This is a genomic window from Duganella sp. 1224, from assembly GCF_013408245.1.
GTDB lineage: Bacteria > Pseudomonadota > Gammaproteobacteria > Burkholderiales > Burkholderiaceae_D > Rugamonas.
Map to the genome: position 1 here is coordinate 219,938 of NZ_JACBYS010000007.1, position 23,614 is coordinate 243,551.

At 65.6% G+C, this 23,614-nt stretch carries 19 protein-coding genes; 5 read left to right on the plus strand and 14 right to left on the minus strand.

The features are described from left to right. Positions 1-19: 19 nt before the first annotated feature. The 5 genes from pilQ to FHW58_RS23720 are packed head-to-tail and all read right to left on the minus strand — an operon-like array spanning position 20 to position 5,115. Complete coding sequence (gene pilQ / locus FHW58_RS23700; RefSeq protein ID WP_179675646.1) at positions 20-2,209, minus strand: type IV pilus secretin PilQ; 2,190 nt, start codon at positions 2,207-2,209, stop codon at positions 20-22. Beyond that, on the minus strand, positions 2,206-2,751 hold the full coding sequence (locus tag FHW58_RS23705; protein ID WP_179675647.1) for a pilus assembly protein PilP: 546 nt from the start codon (positions 2,749-2,751) through the stop codon (positions 2,206-2,208). Before FHW58_RS23705 ends, pilQ begins: the two co-directional genes overlap by 4 nt. Beyond that, a complete protein-coding gene (locus FHW58_RS23710) occupies positions 2,748-3,422 on the minus strand; it encodes a type 4a pilus biogenesis protein PilO (RefSeq protein WP_179675648.1) in 675 nt (224 codons plus the stop codon). The genes FHW58_RS23705 and FHW58_RS23710 overlap by 4 nt, the downstream gene beginning before the upstream one ends. Continuing rightward, positions 3,422-4,039, minus strand: a complete 618-nt coding sequence (locus tag FHW58_RS23715; RefSeq protein WP_179675649.1) for a PilN domain-containing protein — start codon at positions 4,037-4,039, stop codon at positions 3,422-3,424. The genes FHW58_RS23710 and FHW58_RS23715 overlap by 1 nt, the downstream gene beginning before the upstream one ends. After that, complete coding sequence (locus tag FHW58_RS23720; protein ID WP_179675650.1) at positions 4,039-5,115, minus strand: pilus assembly protein PilM; 1,077 nt, start codon at positions 5,113-5,115, stop codon at positions 4,039-4,041. Before FHW58_RS23720 ends, FHW58_RS23715 begins: the two co-directional genes overlap by 1 nt. Before the next feature lie 328 nt (positions 5,116-5,443). Here FHW58_RS23720 and FHW58_RS23725 point away from each other — a divergent pair, with 328 nt between their 5' ends. Beyond that, on the plus strand, positions 5,444-7,810 hold the full coding sequence (locus FHW58_RS23725; protein WP_179675651.1) for a penicillin-binding protein 1A: 2,367 nt from the start codon (positions 5,444-5,446) through the stop codon (positions 7,808-7,810). A gap of 83 nt (positions 7,811-7,893) precedes the next feature. Here FHW58_RS23725 and cyaY read toward each other — a convergent pair whose 3' ends face one another. Beyond that, positions 7,894-8,226 (minus strand): iron donor protein CyaY, encoded by a 333-nt coding sequence (gene cyaY / locus FHW58_RS23730; RefSeq protein WP_179675652.1) that lies wholly within the window; start codon positions 8,224-8,226, stop codon positions 7,894-7,896. A gap of 43 nt (positions 8,227-8,269) precedes the next feature. On the opposite strand from cyaY, the gene FHW58_RS27980 reads away from it, so the two are divergent. Next, on the plus strand, positions 8,270-8,425 hold the full coding sequence (locus FHW58_RS27980) for a lipoprotein (protein ID WP_179675653.1): 156 nt from the start codon (positions 8,270-8,272) through the stop codon (positions 8,423-8,425). 6 nt (positions 8,426-8,431) lie between these two features. Continuing rightward, the gene (gene lysA / locus FHW58_RS23740) at positions 8,432-9,709 is read left to right on the plus strand and encodes a diaminopimelate decarboxylase (protein WP_179675654.1); all 1,278 of its coding nucleotides are present in this window, start codon (positions 8,432-8,434) and stop codon (positions 9,707-9,709) included. 44 nt (positions 9,710-9,753) lie between these two features. Here lysA and FHW58_RS23745 read toward each other — a convergent pair whose 3' ends face one another. The 5 genes from FHW58_RS23745 to FHW58_RS23765 form a co-directional block, all read right to left on the minus strand. Next, the gene (locus FHW58_RS23745; protein WP_179675655.1) at positions 9,754-10,365 is read right to left on the minus strand and encodes a sulfite oxidase heme-binding subunit YedZ; all 612 of its coding nucleotides are present in this window, start codon (positions 10,363-10,365) and stop codon (positions 9,754-9,756) included. Next, positions 10,365-11,342 carry a protein-methionine-sulfoxide reductase catalytic subunit MsrP gene (msrP, locus tag FHW58_RS23750; RefSeq protein ID WP_179675656.1) on the minus strand — a complete coding sequence of 326 codons (978 nt, stop codon included), beginning with the start codon at positions 11,340-11,342 and terminating at the stop codon, positions 10,365-10,367. Before msrP ends, FHW58_RS23745 begins: the two co-directional genes overlap by 1 nt. Before the next feature lie 70 nt (positions 11,343-11,412). Next, entirely contained in the window at positions 11,413-12,567 is a 1,155-nt protein-coding gene (gene ccsB, locus FHW58_RS23755; protein ID WP_179675657.1) for a c-type cytochrome biogenesis protein CcsB, read from the minus strand. Positions 12,568-12,579: 12 nt separating this feature from the next. Beyond that, positions 12,580-14,673 (minus strand): cytochrome c biogenesis protein ResB, encoded by a 2,094-nt coding sequence (locus FHW58_RS23760; protein ID WP_179675658.1) that lies wholly within the window; start codon positions 14,671-14,673, stop codon positions 12,580-12,582. 128 nt (positions 14,674-14,801) lie between these two features. Then, a complete protein-coding gene (locus tag FHW58_RS23765) occupies positions 14,802-15,449 on the minus strand; it encodes a cytochrome c (protein WP_179675659.1) in 648 nt (215 codons plus the stop codon). Positions 15,450-15,596: 147 nt separating this feature from the next. On the opposite strand from FHW58_RS23765, the gene yihA reads away from it, so the two are divergent. Both yihA and hemB read left to right on the plus strand, forming a co-directional pair. Then, on the plus strand, positions 15,597-16,310 hold the full coding sequence (gene yihA / locus FHW58_RS23770) for a ribosome biogenesis GTP-binding protein YihA/YsxC (protein WP_179675660.1): 714 nt from the start codon (positions 15,597-15,599) through the stop codon (positions 16,308-16,310). Beyond that, positions 16,303-17,310, plus strand: coding sequence for a porphobilinogen synthase (hemB, locus tag FHW58_RS23775; RefSeq protein ID WP_179675661.1), 1,008 nt, complete (start codon positions 16,303-16,305; stop codon positions 17,308-17,310). The genes yihA and hemB overlap by 8 nt, the downstream gene beginning before the upstream one ends. Positions 17,311-17,407: 97 nt before the next feature. Here hemB and FHW58_RS23780 read toward each other — a convergent pair whose 3' ends face one another. The 3 genes from FHW58_RS23780 to FHW58_RS23790 form a co-directional block, all read right to left on the minus strand. Beyond that, complete coding sequence (locus FHW58_RS23780) at positions 17,408-18,325, minus strand: hypothetical protein (RefSeq protein ID WP_179675662.1); 918 nt, start codon at positions 18,323-18,325, stop codon at positions 17,408-17,410. A 148-nt stretch (positions 18,326-18,473) separates the two neighbouring features. Further along, positions 18,474-20,393, minus strand: coding sequence for an FAD/NAD(P)-binding protein (locus FHW58_RS23785; protein ID WP_179675663.1), 1,920 nt, complete (start codon positions 20,391-20,393; stop codon positions 18,474-18,476). Between the two features lie 69 nt (positions 20,394-20,462). Next, positions 20,463-23,612: an efflux RND transporter permease subunit gene (locus FHW58_RS23790; protein ID WP_179675664.1), complete on the minus strand. Its 3,150-nt coding sequence runs from the start codon at positions 23,610-23,612 to the stop codon at positions 20,463-20,465. Between the last annotated feature and the right edge of the window lie 2 nt (positions 23,613-23,614).

Sequence of the window (23,614 nt, forward strand, 5' to 3'; positions counted from 1 at the left end):
ATCCCGTTAGTTGATGAAATCAGCGCGTGGCCGACAGCTTCTCGGCCACGATCTTCGGTGTGATGAACACCAGCAGCTCCGTCTTGTCGTTGGTGCGGGTATTGCTGCGGAACAGGTAGCCCAGCACCGGCACATCGCCCAGCAAGGGCACCTTGTCGGTGGTGCTGCGCTCGGTCAGCTGGTAGATGCCGCCCAACACCACGGTGCCGCCGTTGTCCACCATCACCTGGGTCTTGACGTGCTTGGTGTCGATGGCAAAGCCGGAACGGGTTTCCTGGCCGACGCTGTCCTTGTTGACATCGACGTCGATGACGACGTTGCCGTCCGGCGTGATCTGCGGCGTCACCTCCAGCCGCAGGTTGGCCTTGCGGAACTGGATCGAGGTGGCGCCGCTGCTGGTGGCCACCTGGTACGGCAGTTCGATGCCCTGCTCGATCAGCGCCACCGACTTGTCGGCGGTGATCACGCGCGGGCTGGAGATGATCTTGCCGGTGCCGTCCTCCTCCAGCGCCGACAGCTCCAGGTTGAGGAAGCGGTTGGCGGCCGACGAGAACAGGCTGATCGCCAGGTTGCCGGCCTGCGCGCCGTTGATGTTGGCGGCCGGCAGGTTGACGAACTGGCTGTTGGCGTAGCTGTTGGTACCCACCGCCACCTGGCCGGTGGTCTCGCCGACGCCGGTGATGTTGCCGCCGATGGCGATGCGGGTGTTGCCGTTGCCGAGCTGGTAGCCGGAATCGCCGCCGCGCTGGGTGCGCAGGTCGGTGAAGCCGAGCTTGGCGCCGAGGTTGCGGGTGAAGGTGTCGCTGGCCTCGACGATGCGGGCCTCGATCAGCACCTGCTTGGTGGCGACGTCGGTCTTGGCGATCAGCCGGCGCACGTCCTCCAGCTTGGACGGGATGTCGGTGACGAACAACTGGTTGGTGCGCGGCTCGATGATGGCGCTGCCGCGCTTGGACAGGATGCGGTTCTTGTTGTCGCCGCCGCCATCGAGGCCGAACACGGTCTTGAACGCCTCGGCTTTCTGGTAGTTGAGCTGGAAGATTTCCGACTTCAGTGGCTCCAGGTCGGCGATCTGGGCCTTCTGCTCCAGCTCCAGCTTTTCCTTGGTCAGCAATTCTTCCTTGGGGGCGATCCACAGCACGTTGCCGTTCTTGCGCATGTCCAGGCCCTTGGCCTGCAGGATCACGTCCAGCGCCTGATCCCACGGCACTTCCTTCAGGCGCAGCGTCAGGTTGCCAGCCACGCTGTCGCTGGTGATGATGTTGAGGCCGGAGATGTCGGCGATCGCCTGCAGCGCCGCGCGCACCTCGACGTTCTGGAAGTTGAACGACAGCTTCTCGCCGCGATAACCCTGCGAGCCCTGCGCCAGCTTGTTCGGGTCTTCCTTGAGCGGCTTGATGTCGACCACCAGCTGGGTGTCGCTCTGGTACACGGTCTGTTCCCACAGGCCGCGCGCCTCGATGGTCAGGCGCGTGTTCTCGCCCTGCGGCACGGCGGTGATCTGCGACACCGGCGTGCCGAAGTCGCCGACGTCCAGCTTGCGGCGCAGCTTGTCGGGCACGGCGGTCTTGAGGAAGTCGACCACCACGCCGGTCGGCGTCTGCCGCACGTCGACCGCGACCTGGTTGTTGGGCAGGTCGACCACCACCCGGCCCTCGCCGTTGGCGCCGCGACGGAAGTCGAGATCGCGCAGCGCCTGCTTGCCGGCCGGCGCCGCGGGCCTGGCCACCGGCAGGCCGGCGCCGTCCACCGCCGTGGCCACGCCGCCGGAACCATCGATGGTCAGGATCACGGCGTTGCCATCGATGGCGGTGGCGTAGTTCAGCGAGCGCTTCAGGTTGAACACCAGGCGCGAGCGTTCGCCGGCCTGCACCAGGTTCACGCCACGCAGGTCGCCCTGGTTCAGTTCCAGCACATTCTTGCCGGTGGCGTTGACGGTGGCGCCGAAGTCGAGCGCGATGCGGGCCGGGTTGGAGATGGCAAAGCTGAGCGGCAGCTGCTGCGGCGCGCGCCGCAGCGCGATCCTGACCACCACGTTGGCGCCCTGCTGGTTGGCGGTGATGGATTCGATGGCGTTGCCGGCGGCGACAGCGGCGGTGGCCGGTTCCGGGCTCTGCGCCCGGGCGCCGCCGGTCAGCTGCAGGGACAGCGCCATGGCTGCCCAAGTGGCGGCGGCCAGGATGCGGCGGGCCGTGAAATGAGCGCTCATTTGGTGTTCTCCTTGCTTTCCTGCAGTTCCAGACGGGTCTGGCGCTCGACCCAGTCGCCCGTGGCGTCCTGGACGATTTCCTTGAGGGTGACCGCGTTCTCGCTGATGGCGGTGATGCGGCCGTAGTTCTGGCCCAGGTGCTGGCCCACCACCACCTGGTGCACGGCGCGGTCGACCTGCAGCACGGCGTGCATCACGCCCTTCTTCTCGATGGTGCCGACCATCTTGATGGTGTCCAGCGGATAGGTCTCCAGCAGTTCCTTGCGGCGCTCGGTGTCCGGCCGCAGGCCGTTGCCGCCGCCGGCGGCGGCCTGCTTGGCCAGTTCGGCCAGCAGCTTGTTGGGGTTGAACGGATCGATGTCGTCCTTGTGGGCGTAGGCGAACGGCACGAACACCTTGGGCTCGGCCAGCGGCGGCACCCGCACCTGGGTTTGCGCGTCGACCTGCTGCATCCAGGTGCGCACCTCCTGCACGTCGCTGTCGCCGCAGCCGGCCAGCAGCAGCGTCAGCGTCACGGCCACACCGGTCAGCACGGTCCTCATGATTTTTTGGCCTTCTTCTTGTCGGCCGCGGCCTTGCGCTGCGCGGCCACCTCTTCCGGATCGAGATAGCGGAAGGTCTTGGCCACCGCCTCCAGCGTCAGCACGCCGTCCTTGCCGGTGCTGAGCGCCAGGTTGTTGAGCGTGACGATGCGCGGCAGGTTGGCGATGTCGCCGGTGAAGGCGCCGATGTCGTGGTAGCTGCCGGTGATCTTGATGTCGATCGGCAGCTCGGCGTAGTAATCCTTGATCACCACCTGCTGCGGCTTGAACAGGTCGAACTGCAGGCCGCGGCCGGCGCCGGCCTGGTTGATGTCGGTCAGCAGCGCGGCCATCTCGGCCTTGCTGGGCAGCTGCTTCTGCAGGCGGTCGACGTACAGGTCGACCTGGGCCTTCTGCGCGCGCAGCGCGTCCAGGTTGATCGCCTGCGCGGTCTTGAGCTTGTATTCTTCGCGCAGCCGTTTTTCCAGGGCGGCGCCGGCGTCCTGCTCGTCGAACTGCGAACTCCAGTAGCCGAAGTGGCCGGCCACGCACACCGCCACCGTCACGCCGAGCGCGCACAGCACGCGCGGCGCCAGCGGCCACTGGCCGGGATTGCGGCCGTTGAGGTCGCGGAACTGGCCGGCCAGGCCGGCAAACCAGTCGTTGAGATTGATGTTGAGCCGGGACGCCATCAGCTGCGCTCCTGTGCGCCGGCCTTGCCCTTGGCGCCCGCTGTCGGCGGGTCCTGGTCGCGCGGGCGCTTGATGAAGACATTGAGGTTGAACTCCACCACCTTGCGCGCGGTCTTGCCCTGGCCCAGGCCGGTGGACTTGACCTCGATCAGGTCCGGCCGCTCCAGCCACGGCGAGGCGCCGGCCAGGTTGCGCAGCAGTTCCGACACGCGCTCCTGCGATTGCGCGTAGCCGTTGACGGCCACCTTCTGGCCGTCCTGGCGGAAGGCTTTCAGATACACGCCGGCCGGGGTCTGCCTGACCAGTTCGTCCAGCAGGTAGACCGGCTGGTTGCGGTCGCCCTGCAAATCCTCCACCGCCTGCTGGCGCGCCTTCAGCGCCTCGATGTCCTGCTTCAGCGTGGCGATCTCGGCGATTTTCTTGTCGAGGCTGCTGATGGCGGTTTTCAGCGCCTGGTTGCGCGCGTCCTGGATGGCGATGGCGCGCGCGTTGTAGCCGCCCACCAGCAGCACGATGCCGACGCCGATCACGCCGCCCAGCGCCAGCAGCGCATAGAAGGCCTGCTTCTTCTGTTTGCGTTTCTCTTCGCGGTGCGGCAGCAGGTTGATGCGTATCATCAGCCGAACCTCCGCAGCGCCAGGCCGCAAGCCACCAGGTAGGCCGGCGCGTCCAGCCGCAGTTGCGCCTCGCGCACCGCCGCGCCGATCTGCATGCCCTTGAATGGCGCGATCACCGCGCTGGCGATGCGGGTGCGGCTGGCCACCAGGTCCAGCAGGCCGGGAATCAGCGCGCAACCGCCGGCCAGGTACAGCTGGTCGACCCTGGTGTACGGCGTGGAGGTGTAGAAGAACTGGATGGCGCGCGTGACTTCCAGCGCGGCGCTTTCCAGGAACGGCGTCAGCAGCTCGGCGTGGTAGTTGTCCGGCAGGTCGCCGGTTTTCTTGCGCGCCTCGGCTTCCTCGAACGACAGGCCGTAGCTGCGCACGATGTCCTGGGTCAGCGTGTTGCCGCCGAACGGCTGCTCGCGCTCGTAGACGGTGGCGCCGTCCAGCAGCACCGAAATCTGCGTGACCTGGGCGCCGATCTGGAACAGCGCGATGACCTGGCCGGCGCCGCCCTCCGGCTGCTGCGCCACCACCCGGTCCAGCGCGGCGCGGGCGGCGTAGGATTCGATGTCCATCACGGTCGCCTTCAGGCCGGAGGCCTCGGCAATGGCCACGCGGTCCTCGACCTTTTCGCGGCGCGAGGCGGCCAGCATCACTTCGATGTCATCGGCGGCGTTGGCGGCCGGGCCGATGACGTCGAAGTCCAGGCTGACCTCGTCGAGGGCAAACGGAATGTACTGGCTGGCCTCGGACTCGACCTGCACTTCCAGCTGGTCTTCCGACAGCCCGGCCGGCAGGATGATTTTCTTGGTGATGACCGAGGCCGGCGGCATGCCCAGCGCCACGTGGCGCGCGCGCGTGCCGCTCTTTTTCCAGACGCGGCGCACCGCCTCCACCACCTGGTCCATGTTCTCGATATTGCCGTCGGTGACGGCGTTACGCGGCAGCGGCTCGGCGGCGTAGCGCTCCAGCCGGATGTCGCCCTTGGCGCCCTGCGCCAGCTCCACCAGCCGCACGCTGGAGGTGCTGATGTCGATGCCCACCAGCGGCGGGTTGCCCTGGCCCAGCAGGGCCTTGAAGTCGATCATACGCGTCCCCCGGCGCCATGGCTGGCGCCCGCACCGCAGTGCTTCCGAACAGACTGTGGAACAGTTTGCATAAAGGAACTCGTTTGAAAACCAGCGTTTAGACGGCTTATATCAGCCTGTACATTAAATCGCGTCTATTTAAGTGTAAAGGTATTTCTACTGTGCACAATTGGCGTGGTGTGCGGGTTTCGCCACACTTATTTTTTGCTTCATGGCAGCAAAAACAACTCAGTTGTTTTGTTGCTCACGCAGAAATATTCCTGTCATACGGAACGGCCCCTCGGCTCGCTTATAATGGCTCGCACACATAACTTGACGATGACATTGCATGGCTTCTTCCAATTCGGCACCGCCTCCCACCAACCCGCCCGGCAAAGCTGACGCCCCAGCGCGCAAGGCGTCCGGCTCGTCGCGCTTCTTCCTGCTGGCCGGCCTGTCCGTGCTCGGCCTCGCCGTCACGGGCGTGCTGCTGGTGGTGTTTGGCCTGGCGATGGCCTACCCCAACCTGCCCGAGCTCGACACGCTGACCGACTACCGGCCGAAAATGCCGCTGCGCATCTTCTCCGCCGATAACGTGCTGATCGGCGAGTTCGGCGAGGAGCGCCGCAACCTGGTGCGCATCAAGGACATCCCCGACGTCATGAAGAAGGCCGTGCTGGCCATCGAGGACGACCGCTTCTACGAGCACGGCGGCGTCGACTACACCGGCATCCTGCGCGCCGGCCTGCACAACGCCATCGGCAGCGGCGGCAAGCAGGGCGCGTCCACCATCACCCAGCAGGTGGCGCGCAATTTCTTCCTGTCCAGCGAACAGACCATCAAGCGCAAGGTCTACGAGATGCTGCTGGCGTGGAAGATCGAGAAGAACCTGACCAAGGACCAGATCCTGGAGGTCTACATGAACCAGATCTACCTGGGCCAGCGCGCCTACGGCTTCTCGTCGGCCGCGCAAATCTACTTCGGCAAGAACCTGCGCGACATCACCGTGGCCGAGGCCGCCATGCTGGCCGGCCTGCCGAAGGCGCCGTCGGCCTACAACCCGGTGGTCAACCCGAAACGCGCGCGCACCCGTCAACAGTACATCCTGCAGCGCATGCACGAGTTGGGCTACATCACCGACAAGCAATACGAGACCGCCAAAAACGAGGAATTGAAGGTCAAGACCGACAGCAGCGAGTTCGGCGTGCACGCCGAGTATGTGGCCGAGCTGGCGCGCCAGCTGGTGTACGAACAGTTCAAGGAAGACACCTACACGCGCGGCCTGAACGTGTTCACCACCATCACCAAGGCCGACCAGGACGCCGCCTACCTGGCGCTGCGCAAGGGCGTGATGGACTACGAGCGACGCCACGCCTATCGCGGCCCCGAGGCCTACATCGACATCCCGGCCAACAAGGAGGAGGCCGACGACGCCATCGAGACCGTGCTGGCCGAGCATCCGGACAACGACGACCTGATCGCCGCCGTGGTGCTGTCGGCCACGCCGCAGCTGATCACCGCCGTCACCGCCTCGGGCGAGGAAATCAGGATCAGCGGCGCCGGCCTGGAACAGGGCCGCTCGTGGCTGTCGGATAAAAACCCGCCGAACAAGCGCATCCGCCGTGGCGCGGTGATCCGCGTCATGCAGGAGGGCAAGGACTGGCTGGTGGCGCAGATGCCGGAAATCGAATCGGCCTTCGTGGCGGCCAGCACCAGCGACGGCGCGATCAAGGCCATGGTGGGCGGCTTCGACTACAACCGCAACAAGTTCAACCACGTGACCCAGGCGTGGCGCCAGCCGGGCTCGTCGTTCAAGCCGTTCATCTACTCGGCCTCGCTGGAGCGCGGCCTGTCGCCGGCCACCATCATCAACGACGCGCCAATCTCGTTTGACGCCGGCCAGACCGGCGGCCAGGCCTGGGAGCCGAAGAACTACGACGGCAAGTACGACGGGCCGATGACCATGCGCAAGGGCCTGACCAAGTCCAAGAACATGATCTCGATCCGCATCCTGCACCGCATCGGCGCCAAGTACGGCCAGGAATACGCCACCCGCTTCGGCTTTGACGCCGACAAGAACCCGCCCTACCTGACGCTGGCCCTGGGCGCCGGCAACGTCACGCCGCTGCAGATGGCCGGCGCCTACGCGGTGTTCGCCAACGGCGGCTACAAGGTCAGCCCCTACCTGATCTCCAAGGTGACCGATGCCGACGGCAAGATCCTGTCGCAGGCCCATCCGGACCTGGCCGGCGACGAGAAGAACCGCGTGATCGACGAGCGCAACGCCTTCCTGATGGATTCGATGCTGAAGGACGTGGTGCGCTACGGCACGGCGGCCAAGGCCAATGTGCTGGGCCGGCGCGACATCGCCGGCAAGACCGGCACCACCAACGACTCGATCGACGCCTGGTTCGCCGGCTACCAGGCCAAGCTGGTGGGCATCGCCTGGATCGGCTACGACCAGCCGAAGAACCTGGGCAACCGCGAAACCGGCGGCGGCCTGGCGCTGCCGATCTGGATCAGCTACATGCAGAAGGCGCTGAAGAGCATCCCGGTCGAGGAACGCGCGGTGCCGGACGGCGTGGTGCTGGTGGGGGATGAGTATTACTACGCGGAGAATCCGCCGGGCACCGGGGTCAACAACCTCGACGCCCCGGGGCACGGCACCCCGGCCGAGGAAAAGGCCAAGGACGCCGTGAAGAACGAGCTGTTCTGACGCCAGACCCGCACTGCGGCCGAAAGGGGTCTGCCCCCGTACGGGGTCAGCCCCCAGGGGCCGGGGTGCGGGTCAACACTCACTCAGGCAGTCAACACCACCGGGCTGCCGCCCTGCCGGGTCACTTCTTCCGACAGCGTGGCGAACAGTTCGGAACCGTCGCGGGTATTGAGCCATTTGCCGCCCTGCTGCTTGTAGTGGTAGCCGCCCGAGCGCGACGCCACCCACAGCTCCTGCATCGCCGCCTGGCTGTTGACGATGATCTTGGAACCATTGTCGATGAACTCGATTTCCAGCACGTTGCCGCTGCGGCTGCACTCGACATCGGTCATGTTGGCGTCGTTCAAACGGTCGAGGGCCGCCTCGATGGCGTCCAAGGTGGCTTCGGCTTGCGCCAGGAATTCTGATTCGCCCATGCTACACTCCAGTATCTGCACTTAAATAATCCGTGATTTTATCGTGAAGTCCATTTCCTGTTCGATTATCCTGACCGTCTTGCTGAGCGGCTGCGGCCAACCCGGCCCCTTGTACCTGCCCAAGCCTCCAGCGGCCAAGCCCGCCAAAAGCGGCAACGCCCCTGCCACGACTTCTGAACCCGCCGCCCCTCAACAATAATTAACTATGTCGCAATTCTCGTATAAAGCCGGCGTGCTGCACGCCGAGGGCGTGGCGCTGAGCGCCGTCGCCGAACAGTTTGGCACGCCGACCTATGTGTATTCGAAGGCCGCGCTGCTGGCCAACTTCGCGTCCTACGCCGACGCCTGCCGCGGCCGCGACGCCCTGGTGTGCTACGCCATGAAGGCCAATTCCAACCTGGCCATCCTCGACCTGCTGGCGCGCCAGGGCGCCGGCTTCGACATCGTCTCCGGCGGCGAGCTGCTGCGCGTGCTGGCGGCCGGCGGCGATCCGGGCAAGGTGATTTTCTCGGGCGTGGGCAAGAGCGTGGACGAGATGCGCCTGGCGCTGTCGCACGACATCCTGTGCTTTAACGTCGAGTCGATTCCGGAACTGCACCGCCTGAACGAAGTGGCCGGCGCCATGGGCAAGCAGGCGCGCATCTCGCTGCGCGTGAACCCGAACGTGGACGCCAAGACCCACCCGTACATCGCAACCGGCCTGAAGGCCAGCAAGTTCGGCGTGGCCTTCTCCGACGCGCTGGCCACCTACCGCACGGCCGCCAGGCTGCCGCACCTGGACGTGGTCGGCATCGATTGCCACATCGGCTCGCAGTTGCTGGACGACGCGCCGCTGCTGGAGGCGCTGGACCGCCTGATCGAGCTGATTGACCAGCTGGGCGCGGAAGGCATCGAACTGCACCACCTGGACATCGGCGGCGGCATCGGCATCGACTACCGCGAGGAAGGCGAGAAGCCGCCGGTGCCGGTGGGCGACTACCTGGGCCGCCTGTTCGCCAAGATCGACGCCTGGCGCGCGGCACGCCACCACGGCAAGGGCATCAAGGTGATCTTCGAGCCGGGCCGTTCGATCGTCGGCAACGCCGGCGTGCTGCTGACCAAGGTGGAGTTCATCAAGCATGGCGAGGAGAAGAACTTCTGCATCGTCGACGCGGCGATGAACGACATGGCGCGTCCGGCGCTGTACGAGGCGTGGATGGACATGCAGCCGGTGGCGCAGCGCGACGTGGCGGCGGCGGCGTATGATGTGGTGGGGCCGATCTGCGAATCCGGCGACTGGCTGGCGCGCGACCGCTCGCTGGCGGTGGAGGCCGGCGACCTGCTGGTGATGCACACCGCCGGCGCCTACGGCATGACCATGGCCTCCAACTACAACACCCGCGGCCGCGCGGCCGAGGTGATCGTCGATGGCGAGGTGCCGCACCTGGTGCGCCAGCGCGAGAAGCCGGAAGACCTGTACGCGCTGGAATCGGTGATCAAGTAAGATCAAATAAGCTGCCGCCCCCACGCCCCGCCCCCGGCGTGGCGTCAGTTGGCGGCGCTCAAGGATTTGCGCGTCGCCCACCACACGCGCATCAGCAGCAGCGTGCCGATGATGGCGATGAACAGGATCGGCTGGCTCAGGTCGTGCTTGCCCGCCTTCATCCACCAGAAGTGCAGCAGCGCCAGTCCGGCGATCACGTAGATCAGCCGGTGCAGCCACTGCCAGCGCTTGCCGCCCAGCCGCTTGATCATGCCGTTGGTGCTGGTCACCGCCAGCGGAATCAGCAGCACGAAGGCGATGAAGCCGACCGCGATGAACGGCCGCTTCAGCACGTCCTGCCACATCTCGCGCACATCAAAGAAGTGGTCGAACCACAGGAACGTCATGAAGTGCAGGAAGCCGTAGAAGAAGGTGTACAGCCCCAGCATGCGGCGCAGCTTGATCAGCCAGTTCCACCCGCTCAGCTTGCGCAGCGGCGTCACCGCCAGCGTCAGCGTCAGGCAATACAGCGTCCAGTCGCCGGTGCCGCGCGTGATGAATTCCAGCGGGTTGACCAGTTGCCCGGTCACCGTCAGATACACCATGCGCGCCAGCGGCACCAGCGCCAGCACGAACAGCGCGCCCTTGATCCAGCTGATTTGCTTGGTTGTCAGCATCAGTAGAATTTCTTCAGGTCCATGCCCGCGTACAGCGGGGCCACATCGTTATAGCCGTTGAACATCAGCGTCTTGCGCTTGCGCGACAGGAAGCCGTCCTCGCCGATCCGGCGCTCGGTGGCCTGCGACCAGCGCGGGTGGTCGACGTCCGGATTGACGTTCGAATAGAAGCCGTACTCGTTCGGCGCCGACAGGTTCCACGAGGTGCGCGGCTGGTCCTTGACGAAGCGGATCTTGACGATCGACTTGGCCGACTTGAAGCCGTACTTCCACGGCAGCACCATGCGCACCGGCGCGCCGTTCTGGTTCGGCAGCACTTCGCCGTACATGCCAAAGGTCAGCAGCGCCAGCGGATGGTTGGCCTCGTCGATGCGCAGGCCCTCGGTGTACGGCCATTGCAGCACGCGGCTGCCCACGCCCGGCATCTGCTTCTTGTCGGCCAGCGTGACAAATTCTACATACTTCGCGTTGCCGGTGGGCTCTACCTTTTTGATGATCTCCGAAAAGGAATAGCCGATCCACGGAATCACCATCGACCAGCCCTCGACGCAGCGCAGGCGGTACACGCGCTCCTCCAGCGGCGCCAGCTTGAGCAGCGCGTCGATGTCCAGCGTCAGCGGCTTCTTGACCTCGCCCTCGATGGACACCGTCCACGGCCGCGTTTTCAGCGTGCCGGCGTACATCGCCGGCTCGCTCTTGTCGGTGCCGAATTCGTAGTAGTTGTTGTAGGTGGTGGCGTCCTTGAACGGCGTCTGCTTGTCGAGCGCCGAATAGGCGGCGTTGTGGGTGGCGGCCAGCTTGGCGCCGGTGCCCTGCGCGAACGCCTCGCGCTGCGCCATCTCCAGCAGCGCCGCGCCGCCGACCGCGCCCATGGCGATCTGCTTCATGAAGTGGCGGCGCGATTCGTACAGTTCGCGGGGCGTGATTTCAGAGGAAAACGGCAGGTCGATGCCGTTGGGACGACGCGTGATCAGCATGATGGGCTCCGGTAGCAGTGTTTAGGCTCAACCTTACACCAAACTGCCGGAACCAATCTTAAACTTCCGTTTACAACTTGCCGTAGGAGTGCAGGCCGGACAGGAACATATTGACGCCCAGGAAAGCAAAGGTCGTCACCAGCAGGCCCACCAGCGCCCACCAGGCCGCCGGACGGCCGCGCAGGCCGGTCATCAAGCGCATGTGCAGCCAGGCCGCGTAGTTGAGCCAGACGATCAGCGCCCAGGTTTCCTTCGGGTCCCACGACCAGTAGCCACCCCACGCTTCCGCCGCCCACAGCGCGCCGAGGATGGTGGCGATGGTGAAGAAGGCGAAGCCGGCCGAAATGGCCTTGTACATGACGTCGTCGAGCACTTCCTCCGACGGCAGGCGGTCCTTCAGGTAGCCCGAGGTTTTCAGCAGGTAGGCGGCGGCCACCATGGCGGCCAGCGCGAAGTTGCCGTAGCCGATGAAGTTGGCCGGCACGTGGATCTTCATCCACCAGCTTTGCAGCGCCGGCAGCAGCGGCTGGATGTCGGCGGCGTTGCGCGAGGTGGTGTACCACATCAGGAAGCCGATCGCGGCCGAGATCACCAGCAGCACGAACGGGCCCATCTGGCGGGTGGCGTAGCGCTGCTCGAAGTACAGGTAGAACATGGCGGTGATCAGCGAGAACAGGATAAACACCTCGTACAGGTTGGACACCGGAATGTGGCCGACGTCGGTGCCGATCAGGTAGGACTCGTACCAGCGCACCATCATGCCGGTCCAGCCCAGCACCACCGCCGCCCAGCACAGCTTGGTGCCGATGCTGGACGCCGACGCCGAGCGGCCGGCGAAGCCGATCCAGTAGAACACGGTGGAGATGACAAACATCACGCTCATCCACAGCACCGCCGACTGGCTCGACAGCATCATGCGCAGCCAGAACTTCTTGCTGCCGTTGTCCAGGTCGCCGGCGTACATGGCCACCGCCGCCAGCGACAGCAGCGCGATCAGCGGCATCAGCCAGCGCACCGGCTTCCAGTGCCAGCCGAGCGCGGCAAACACCGGCGCCGCCAGCAGCAGGATGCCCTGCTCGTAGACGTCCATGAAGTGGCCGTAGCGGTTCAGGCCGAACAGCGCGCCAGCCAGCAGCGCCAGCGCGAACAGCCAATCGACGACGGTGAGGCGCTTGAAGTAGCCGGGCGCCTGCTGGTAGGTTTGCTGGGGTTGGGTCATTTCCATGGTCTGCTCCACTTATGCCGCGGATTGCGGCAGCTTTTCCTTCAGGATTTCAAATTCACGCTCGAAGTCCAGCGTCTTGCGCTGGGTGCTCATGGCCATCAGCGCGTCGGCGCCGTCGGCCTGGTCCTTGATCCAGATCCACAGCCGGCGCTCGCGGATGTAGAACATGGCGAACACGCCCAGCACCAGGAACAGGCAGCCGAGGTAGACCACGTTCTTGCCCGGCGAGCGCGTCACCTGGAACACCGAGGCCTTGATCTCGTTATAGTCGTCCAGCTGCAGGTAGACCGGCGCGCCGTAGAAGAAGGCGTCCGACAGCGCGTTGGTGGCCAGTTGCAGGAAACGCGCGTGGGTCTCGTCCTCGGCCACCGGCGCCAGGCCGTCCTTGGCGCGCGCCACCTGCCACAGGTCCCACAGGCTGCCGTTGAGGATCTTCATGAAGACGTCGGCGGCCTTCTCCTGCTCGCCCGGCGGCACTTTCTCCAGGAACTGCGAGATGGCCATGAAGCCGGCCGACTTGTCGCTGCCGGCGAAGATGCCCAGGCTCTTGTCGGACGAGGCTTGCAACTGGGCGCGCAGGGCGTCGCCGCTGGCCGAGTTGGGCGTGGCGCGCGTGGCGTAGCGCTGGGCGGCGGCGGCGCGCAGCGCCGGATTCTGCAGCGCCGCGCGCAGGCGCATCCACTCGGTCACGCTGTGGCCGTCGTCGGCCGGAATGCGCAGGTAGCTGAAGTTGTCCGACGGGTTGGCGCGCACGCCGGCCAGGAACACGGTGGCGCCGTCGATGGTCACCGGCTGCATGTAGTTCTGGTATTCGCGCGCCTGGCCGGTCTTGTCGCGCAGCTTGTAGCTGACGCTGGGGCCGACGTTCTTCAGGTTCTTGTTGGCGGCGTTCTTGCCGGCCGAGCCGGTGTGCTGGTCCAGGCTCTGCGCCAGTTCCTCCTCCAGCGTCTTGCCCTTCTTGACCGCGCGCGGATCATCGGTCGGCGCCACGTTCTCGACGTTGAACGGGCGGAAGCCCGACCACTCGACCGTGTAGTCCTTGTTCAGCTGGGTGGTGCCGCCGACTTCGCCAGCGATCTCGAAGCGCTCGCTGCCGCTGCCGGCCATCGGGAAGCCGCTCAGCTTGAGCTTGGAGCCGCCATCCTCAAAGCTGGACTGGTAGATCGCCAGGCCCTTGAAGATCAGCGGCTTGTTGACCTCGATCGTGCCCTTGACCGTTTCGCCGCTCTGGTTGTCGCGCACTTCGACGTCGCTGGCGAACAGCTTGGGCATGCCGGTGCTGTAGAAATCGATGGTGAATTTTTTCAGGCTGATGGTGAACGGCAGTTCCTGGATCAGCACGCCGTCCGGGCGGGCCAGGATGGCGGTGTTGCTGTTCTGCCCTTCCGGGATCATGGTGTTGCCGCGGAAGGTGGGATTGCCGACGCCGAGGCGGTGCTGGGCCGGCACCTGCGAGATCAGGCCGGTGCCGGTGAATGGGGTTTTGCCGAAGAACCATTCCTGGATGCGGATCGGCACATCCGAATCCAGCAGGCCGCCAATGCAGATGATGACGATCGACGCGTGGGCGAAGATGTAGCCGAACTTGTTGGCCGCGCCCTGCTTGGCGGCCACCAGCGTGCCGTGGTCCTTTTCCACCAGCTTGACCTGGTAGCCAGCGTCTCGCAGGCGGGCCGCGCTCTGCTGCGCCAGCGCCGCGCGCGACAGCGGCGCGTGCCACTGCATCTTGTGGTGGAAGTTCAGCAGCGATTGCTCGCGCACGTTCTCGCGCCAGCTGCGCATGTCCTTCAGCATCTTGGGCGCGTTGCGCACGATGCACAGCGTGGTGGACGTCACCAGCGTGGCCATCAGCAGCAGGAACCACCAGGTCGAATACACGGTGTACAGGCCGATCTTGCGGAACACCTCGTACCAGAACGGGCCGAACTGGTTGAGGTAATTGCTGGACGGCTCGCCCTGCTTCATCACCGTGCCAATGATGGCGGCGATGGCGATCATCGCCAGCAGGGCGATGGCGAAGCGCATCGACGACACCAGTTCGACGATCTCGGCGACGACGGGGCGGCGGGTGTTCAGCTGGATGCCGGTGGTGCTGGAACTACTCATGCGTTTTCAACTTCTTTAATAAAAGTGGTGGCAGGCCGGAGCATACCAACAAAAAGGGCAGCATGCTCACGCTGCCGCCCTCCCTCTTTCGAGTTACCCCATGGAAATTAAATGAGGTTTAATCAACTTTATTTCAGGCCTGCCACGTAATCCGCCACTGCCTTCATTTCCTCCTCCGACATGCGCTGGGCGATGGTGTCCATCGCCGTGCCCTTGCGGGCGGCGGTCTTGAACAGGCCCAGTTGGGCGAAGGTGTAATCCTGGTGCTGGCCGGCCAGGCGCGGATACTGGACCGGAATGCCGGCGCCGGCGGCGCCGTGACAGCTGGCGCAGGCCGGCACGTTCTTCTCGGCGATGCCGCCGCGGTAGATCTTCTTGCCCAGTTCCACCGTGTCCTTGTTCTTGGCGGCGCCCGGCGTGGCCTTTTGCGTGGCCAGCCAGGCGGCGACGTTGTGCTTCTCCTCGTCGGTCAGCAGCTTGGCGTAGGTGGTCATCACCGGCTGGTTGCGGTGGGCGGTGGAGAAATCGACCAGCTGCTTGTACAGGTAGGCCTCGTGCTGGCCGCCCAGCTTGGGATTGACGCTGATGGTGGAGCTGCCCCCGGCGCCGTGGCAGGACACGCAGGCCGGCAGGCCGCGGGCGTTGTCGCCGTCGGCGTACAGGGTGGCGCCTTTGGCGGGATCGATTTTGGGGGCGGCGTGGGCCGTGGCGGTGATGGCCAGCAAGGCCATGAGCAGGGATTTAACAAGCGGTGAAAACAGATTCACACTATTCATTCAAGCACCCTTGGAGGAGTCTAAAAAGTTGTGGCACCCGAAGTGCCATCCAAGCACGAGACGGTGCTTGGCCGCACCAGGTAACTACTCATTGTACAATAGCTTAAAAAAATACCTGCTTTAACGTGTTGCTTTTTCCCCAATCCCATGTCCAAACTCTGGCAAGCCCGCTTCTTCACGACCGTCAACCAATTGCGCGATCTGCCCGACACCCAGGTGCCGGAGATCGCTTTTGCGGGGCGCTCCAATGCCGGTAAATCGACCGCCATCAATATTTTGTGCAACCAGAAGGGGCTGGCGTTCGCGTCCAAGACCCCTGGCCGCACCCAGCATATCAACTTCTTTTCGATCGGTGGCGCCCACGTGGCGCAGCACCGCAAGGATCCGACCAAGGTCGACGAAATCCAGGCGCTGCTGGTCGACCTGCCCGGCTACGGTTACGCCGAGGTGTCCGGCTCGGCCAAGCTGCACTGGCAGCGCCTGCTGGGCGACTACGTGCAGCGCCGCGACCAGCTGGCCGCGCTGATCCTGATCATGGACTCGCGCCGCCCGTTCACCGACCTGGACGTGCAGATGCTGGAATGGTTCGCCCCCACCGGCAAGCCCATCCATTGCATCCTGACCAAGGTCGACAAGCTCAACCGCAACGATTCGATCAACGTGCTGCGCCAGGCGCGAGCCAAGCTCGACAGCTACGTCGACGAAGACGGCGAGGGCTTCCCCTTCACCGTCCAACTGTTCTCGGCGCAGAACCGCATCGGCATCGACGAGGCCAACGACAAGATCCTGGAGTTGGCCGGGCTGATCGACGCCGACGCCGAAGAACCCACCTCCGATCCAGAAAGCGATAGCCATGAGTAAAGTGTCCGCCCAATTTCCGCAGATCCGCATGCGCCGCATGCGCCGCGACCCGTTCTCGCGCGCGCTGATGCGCGAAAACGTCATCACCGCGGCCGATCTGATCTACCCGGTGTTCATCCTGGAAGGCACGCACCAGCGCGAGGCGGTGGCCTCGATGCCGGGCGTCGAGCGGGTGTCGGTCGACCTGCTGCTGAAGGTGGCGGAGGAATGCGTATCGCTGGGCGTGCCGGTGCTGGCGCTGTTCCCGGTCATCGACGTGGCCAAGAAAACGCCGGACGGCGTGGAAGCCACCAACCCGGACGGCCTGGTGCCGCGCGCGGTGCGCGCGCTGAAGCAGGCCTTCCCCGAACTGGGCATCCTGACCGACGTCGCGCTCGACCCGTACACCAGCCACGGCCAGGACGGCCTGATCGACGACAACGGCTACGTCATCAACGACATCACCACCGACATGCTGATCCGCCAGGCGCTGTGCCACGCGGAGGCCGGCGTGGACGTGGTGGCGCCGTCGGACATGATGGACGGCCGCATCGGCGCCATCCGCGCGGCGCTGGAGGCCGCTGGCCACATCCACACCCGCATCATGGCTTACTCGGCCAAGTATGCGTCGGCGTTCTACGGCCCGTTCCGCGACGCGGTCGGCTCGGCCGCCAACCTGGGCAAGGGCGACAAGAACCAGTACCAGATGGACCCGGCCAACAGCGACGAGGCGCTGCGCGAGGTCGGCCTGGATCTGGCCGAGGGCGCGGACATGGTGATGGTCAAGCCGGGCATGCCGTACCTGGACATCGTGCGCCGCGTGAAGGAGGAATTCAAGGTGCCGACCTTTGCCTACCAGGTCAGCGGCGAGTACGCGATGCTGAAGGCGGCCGCGCAGAACGGCTGGCTGGATCATGACAAGGTGATGATGGAATCGATCATGGCCTTCAAGCGCGCCGGCGCCGACGGCGTGCTGACCTACTTCGCGCTGGACGTGGCGCGCAAGCTGCAGGGCAAGTAACGCCCCACCCGTCATTCCGGCGCAAGCCGGCATCCATAGGCAGCGTGCTTGCCCTGCACACGTTCCCTGGGTTCCGGCGTGCGCCGGAACGACCGCGCTAGCGCGACGCCCCGCGCGTGTATTCGGGGAACATCTCTTTCAGCAGGAAGGCCGACAGTTCCTTCTCGTCCTCCGGCCGCGCGCTCAGCGTGACCACCTTGCCCAGGCGGCGCGACTCCCACTGGAAGTCGCCCTGCTTCTCCTTGCGGATGATCTTGATCATTTCCTTGACCACCGCCGTCTCGATATCCTGCTCCGCGCCCTGCTCGACGTGGATCTGCTGCAGCCAGTTGCGCTTGAAGTTGGTGTTCCAGCCGCGGAACTTGACCTCGGCGCTGTGGAAGCTCTTGTCGACCTGGAACACGCCGCCGGTGTCGTCGCGGTCGGCGCCGCTGCTCTGACCGGCGCCGTTGGCGCGGGCGATATTGGCCAGCGCCACCCGCTTGGCGCGTTCGGCTTCGGTCTCGGCCGCTGGCGCCGGGGGCGCCGGCGGATTCTGCGACTCGCGCGCGGCGCGCTTGCGGGCCAGCATTTCCGACATATCCTCCGGTGGCGGAGGCGGCGGCGTCATGGTCGCCTGCACCGGCGGCACATAAGTTTCAAGCTTCGGCTTGCTGGCGGCCGGCGTTTCCTTGGTCACCACCTGCTTGCGCGGTGGCGGCGGCCTGGTGGCCGGCTTGGACGGCGCCGTGGTCGGCTTGGTGATTGGCTTGGGCGTGACTTTTTCAGGCATCGGCTGGATGTAGACCATGTGCCCGCCCTTCGGCGGCGGCGCCTTGGTCGGCTTGGCCGTCGGCGCGAACAGGTAGTACAGCACGCCGGCCAGGTGCAGCGCGATGGAGATGCCGATACCAATGCGGTTGTTCTTGGACTTGCGGTCCCACGTGGCGAAACCGTCCTGCGCCGATGGCAGGCGCTGGCCGCAGGTCTCGCAGTATTCCGCGTGCGCGGAGAGGATATGGGAGTCGTGGTGCAAGATACAAACCTTGTGGAACGCAGAAAGTCGTCAAAATGGGGCCATAGTGCCAGAGTCCCGCTCTTTTGGGAACCGCTCCAAATGCCATGCATGGCACCAGACTGCCTACTTTACAAGTTCCAGCCCTTGATGGGTGTTACCGTATGTATCAATTGCTTTGCAAAGTGTCATGTTTTGAGGCGCTCGCCACCGGCTGTTTGCGCTGGTGTGGGTCTATTTTAGCGGCCAGGGCCATGACGCATTGTTCGGCATCCCACACCTGCCTGGACCTCAGCCGCGGGCGCGGCAGGGCGTGGGTGTAGTAGTGGGCGCCCTCTGTCAGGTAGCCCAGCGCCCAGACGTTGGCCAGCGGCGCGCCGCGCGCGTCCAGCGGCTGGCCGGCGCGGTTGAGGTCGATGCCGCCGGGGTGGAACATGCCGTTGTAGTACGGCCGGATCAGGCCGCGTTTTAACAGATTACGGATAAGTAAGGATGTGTCGGATTCGGGCACAAACGGGTCCAATCTTGCCATGATCACCACGTCGATTGGTTGTTGCGCGGTGCCGTGGCTGAATTTGGTGGTGAGCAGGTAGGTGGAGTCGGTTTCGTCGATGTCGATACGGCTGCCGGGGCCGGCGTGCAGTTCGATGACGCCGGCGTCCAGCAGCGCCAGCAGTTCCGCGTTGCGGCGCAGCGGCGGGCCGAAGGCGGCGCGGTTGATGGCCGGGTGGTAGACGTTGAGGAATTTGCGGTGCGAGGCTGGCGTCAGGCCGCCGTGTTCGATGGCGGCCTGCAAGGTGGCGCGGACGTCGCGCAGCACGTCGGTGGCGGCCTTGGCCGGACTGGCGAGGTTGCCGCGCCGGGCTTCGGCCAGGTCGGCTTGCAGCCAGTCGCGGAAGTAGCGGCGGAAGTCGGCCAGCGTGGCGAACTGGCGGTCTTGCAGCGGGAACAGCAGCGCAGCCAGCAAGGCGTCGTCATCCGGCGAGCGCGACGACGCGGCAATGTCGAGGGCGGCGGCGTCCGGCGAGTGCGACGACGCGACAGCGTCGAGGGCGGCGGCGGCGCGCCAGGCGGCGCCGATTTCGCGCGCGAGCAGCGGCAACAGGTCGCGATCGAAGTCCAGCTGGCTGCTGCCGCGCGCGATCAGCGCCTGGCGGCGCAGCGCCGCCACCGCGTCCACCGTGAAATGGCGCGCCTGGTGGCGCCCGTCCAGCCCTTTCTGATTGACGCCGCGCGCGGCGAACGGCAGACAATTGCGCGAGCACAGCGTCAGGCGCGGCTCGCTGCCCGAGCGCACGTAGCGCAAGCCGCCGTCCGCCCCATCAACAAACGCGCCGCCCCGCCCCACCGTCAGCTCGGCAATCACGTCATGCGCGCTCAGCCCCAATCCCTGAATCGCCACCCGCGCGCCGGCGCCGATGCGCGACAGCTGCCCGACCGGATACACCTGCCGCATAAACAGCAGCCGGCTGTTGTAGCGCGCATGGTCCTGCGCAAACTTGGCCAGCCACGCATCCAGGTCGCTGGGCAGGTTGCTGCCGTGGCCGGTGGTGAGAAACACATAATCGCTGGCGACGATGTAGCCGCTCTCCAGCTCGATCACGCAACTGCCATCCGGCCGCAGCGACAAGTCCACCGCGCGCTGCCGGTGGTGCGCGACCGTCACGCCGGCCGGCAGCGCCGCCGCCACTTGCTGGTACACCCACGCCAGGTACTCGCCAAGCAGGCCGCGCGGCAGATAGTCGGTGTCGGCGATGTCGTGCCCGCCGCTGCCGCCAAGCCGGTAGTAGTGGCTGTCTACGCGCCGGTAGCCCGCCTGCCGCGCCCACTCGGTCAGCGACGGCGTCGCGCACACCGGCGCATGCCGCACCGCGCCCGGCGCCGGAAACATGGTGACCTGGCTGGCCAGCGTGTTGATCAGCAAATGCTGCGGCTGGCGCATCGCGTGCACGCCCGGCCCGCATTCGCCGGGTTCGATCAGGATGAGATCAAGCAGCAGCTGGCGGTGCAGCGCCAGCGCGGCGAGGCGCTCGAACACGCTGAGCCCGCGCGGGCCCATGCCGATGATGGTGATGCTGGTGCGTTTCATCCGATCGCCTCTTTATCCGGGCCAAAAGCCCATGATAAAGAGACGGTCTTCAGATCAACTTGTCACCGCTCAATGCTTGTGCACGGCCTTCAGCGGCACCGCCTGCACCGCCTCGTGCCCGCCCGGCGCGATGGCGGCGTCGGCGGCGATTTCCTCGTCGCTCAGCGGACCGGTGCCGCTGTACTTGTCGAGGAACAGGTAGATCACCGGCGTGATGTACAGCGTAATCACCTGCGAGAAGATCAGGCCGCCCACCACGGCCAGACCCAGCGGCTGGCGCAGCTCGGCGCCGGCGCCCAGGCCAAGCGCGATCGGCAGCGCGCCCATCAGCGCGGCCATGGTGGTCATCATGATCGGGCGGAAGCGCAGGATACAGGCCTGGCGGATCGCCACGGCCGGCGTCAGCCCCTCGTTGCGCTGCGCGTGCAGCGCGAAGTCGATCATCATGATGGCGTTCTTCTTGACGATACCGATCAGCATCAGGATGCCGATGATGGCGATCATGGTCAGGTCCAGGTTGAACAGGCGCAGCGTGATCAGCGCCCCCACCGCCGCCGACGGCAGACCGGCCAGAATCGTCAGCGGGTGGATGTAGCTCTCGTACAGCACGCCCAGCAGCACGTAGATCACGCCCAGCGCGGCGATGATCAGGATCAGCTGGCTGCCCTGCGAGCTCTGGAACACCGCCGCGTCGCCGCCGTAGTTGGTGATGATCGACGGCGGCAGGTGCATGTCGGCCGCCCACTGGTCGATCTTGGCGGTGGCCACGCCCAGCGGCACGTCCGGCGCCAGGTTGAACGACAGCGTGATGGCCTGCAGCTGGCCCTGGTGGTTGACGGCGGTCGGGCCGATGGTGCGCTCGACCGTGGCAAAGCTGGACAACTGCACCAGCTGGCCGGTCTTGTTGCGCACCGAGATTTTGGTCAGCGCGCTGTCGAACTGGCGGTCGGCATCGGCTGCTTCCAGGATCACGTAATAGCTGGCCGCCGGCGAGTAAATGGTCGACACCTGGCGCTCGCCAAAAGCCAGGTACAGCGCGGTGCGGATGTCGCCGATGGCCACGCCGAGATTGTTGGCCTTGTCGCGGTCGATCTTCAGCGACGCCTGCAAGCCCTTGTTCTGCGAATCGCTGGTGACGTCGCGGAAGTCCGGATCGGCGCGCATGCGCTCCATGTATTTGTCGGCCCACTCGTTCAGCGCGCCCGGGCTGACCGACTGCAGCGTGTACTGGTAGCGCGACTTGGACTGGCGCCCGCCCAGCTGCAGGTTCTGCACCGGGCTCAGGTAGACGGCGATGCCCGGCACCTGCCGCGTGGCCTTGCGCAGGCTGTCCAGCACTTCCGGCATGCGCTTGCGTTCGCTGCGCGGCTTGAGCACCAGGAACATGCGGCCGGTATTGCCGCCGCCGACAAACGAGGTCACGTCCTGCACGTTGGGATCGGCCTTGATGACGGCCGCCACCTTCTCCTGCAAATCCATCAGCGCGGCCGACGAGATATCTTCCGAGGCCTCGGTGTTGACGCGGATCTGGCCCAGGTCTTCCTCGGGGAAGAAACCTTTCGGCGTGGTGACGTACAGCACCGCCGTCAGGGCGAAGGTGCCCAGCGCGGCCAGCAGCACGATGGTGCGGTGGTGCAGCGCCACGTCCAGCGTGCGGGCGTAGAAGTCGCGCAGCGCGCCAAAGCCAGCCTCGAACCAGCGGCCGATGAAGTTGCCCTTGTCGTGCTCGGGATCGATGGCGTCGGCCGGCAGCAGGCGGCTGGCCAGCATCGGCACCAGCATCAGCGACACCGCCGCCGACACCAGCACCGACAGCGCCACCACCACGGCGAATTCGTGGAACATCAGGCCGATCACGCCCGGCATGAAGAAGATCGGAATGAACACCGCCACCAGCGACACCGAAATCGAGATGATGGTGAAGCCCATTTCCCTGGCGCCGATCAGCGACGCCTCCAGCGGCCGCTTGCCCATCTCGATGTGGCGCACGATGTTTTCCAGCACCACGATGGCGTCGTCGACCACCAGGCCGACCGCCAGCGTGATGCCGAGCAGCGAAACGTTGTCCAGCGAGTAGCCAAACGCGTACAGCAGCGCCAGCGCGCCCAGCAGCGAGATCGGCATGGTGATGGCCGGAATGAAGGTGGCGGCGGCGCGGCGCAGGAACAGGAAGATCACCATCACCACCAGGCCCACCGTCAGCAGCAGCGTCAGGTTGACGTCGTGGATGGCCTCGCGGATCGACACCGAGCGGTCGTTGACCAGGTTGATGTTGATCGACGCCGGCAGCTGCGCCTTGAACTGCGGCAGCAGGCGGCGCACGCCATCCACCACCTGCACGGTGTTGGCGTCCGGCTGGCGCTGCACCAGCAGCACGATGGAGCGCTCGCCGTTGTAGCTGCCGGCCGCCTTGGTCGACTGGAAGCTGTCCTGCACGTCGGCCACGTCCTTCAGGCGCACCGGCTGGCCATTGCGCTGGGCGATGATCAGTTCGGCATAGTCGGCCGCCTTCATCAGCTGGGCGTTGCCGGTGATGGTCAGCGTCTGGCTCGGGCCGTCCAGGATGCCGAGCGGCGTGTTGGCGTTGGCCGACTTGATCGCCTGCTGCAGTTCGTCCAGCGTCAGGTTGCGCGCGTTCATCAGGTCGGACTTGGCGCGGACGCGCACCGCGAAACGTTTCTGGCCGTTGACCGACACCTGCGCCACGCCCGGCAGCGTGGACAGCGACGGCGCGATCAGGTTCTCGGCATAGTCGTTCAGCTCGGACAAGGTCAGCGACGGCGAGTTCATGGTCATGAACAGCACCGGCGCGTCGGCCGGGTTGACCTTGCGGTAGGACGGCAGGTCGGTCATCTCGATCGGCAACTGGCGTTGCGCGCGCAGCAGCGCCGCCTGCACATCCACCGCCGCCTCGTTGACGTTGATGCTCGGGTCAAACTCCAGCGTCAGCGAGGAATTGCCCAGCGTGTTGGTCGAGGTGATGAGGCTGAGGCCGGCGATGGTGGAGAACTGCTTCTCCAGCGGCAGCGCCACCGATGAGGCCATGGTGTCCGGCGACGCGCCCGGCAGGTCGGCCGAGACGTTGATCACCGGCGTGTTGTAGCTCGGCAGCGCCGCCACCGGGATGTAGAAGTACGCCAGCACGCCGGCCAGGATCAGCGTGGCCGACAGCAGCACCACCATCACCGGGCGGCGGATGCACAACTCGGAAAGGTTCATCG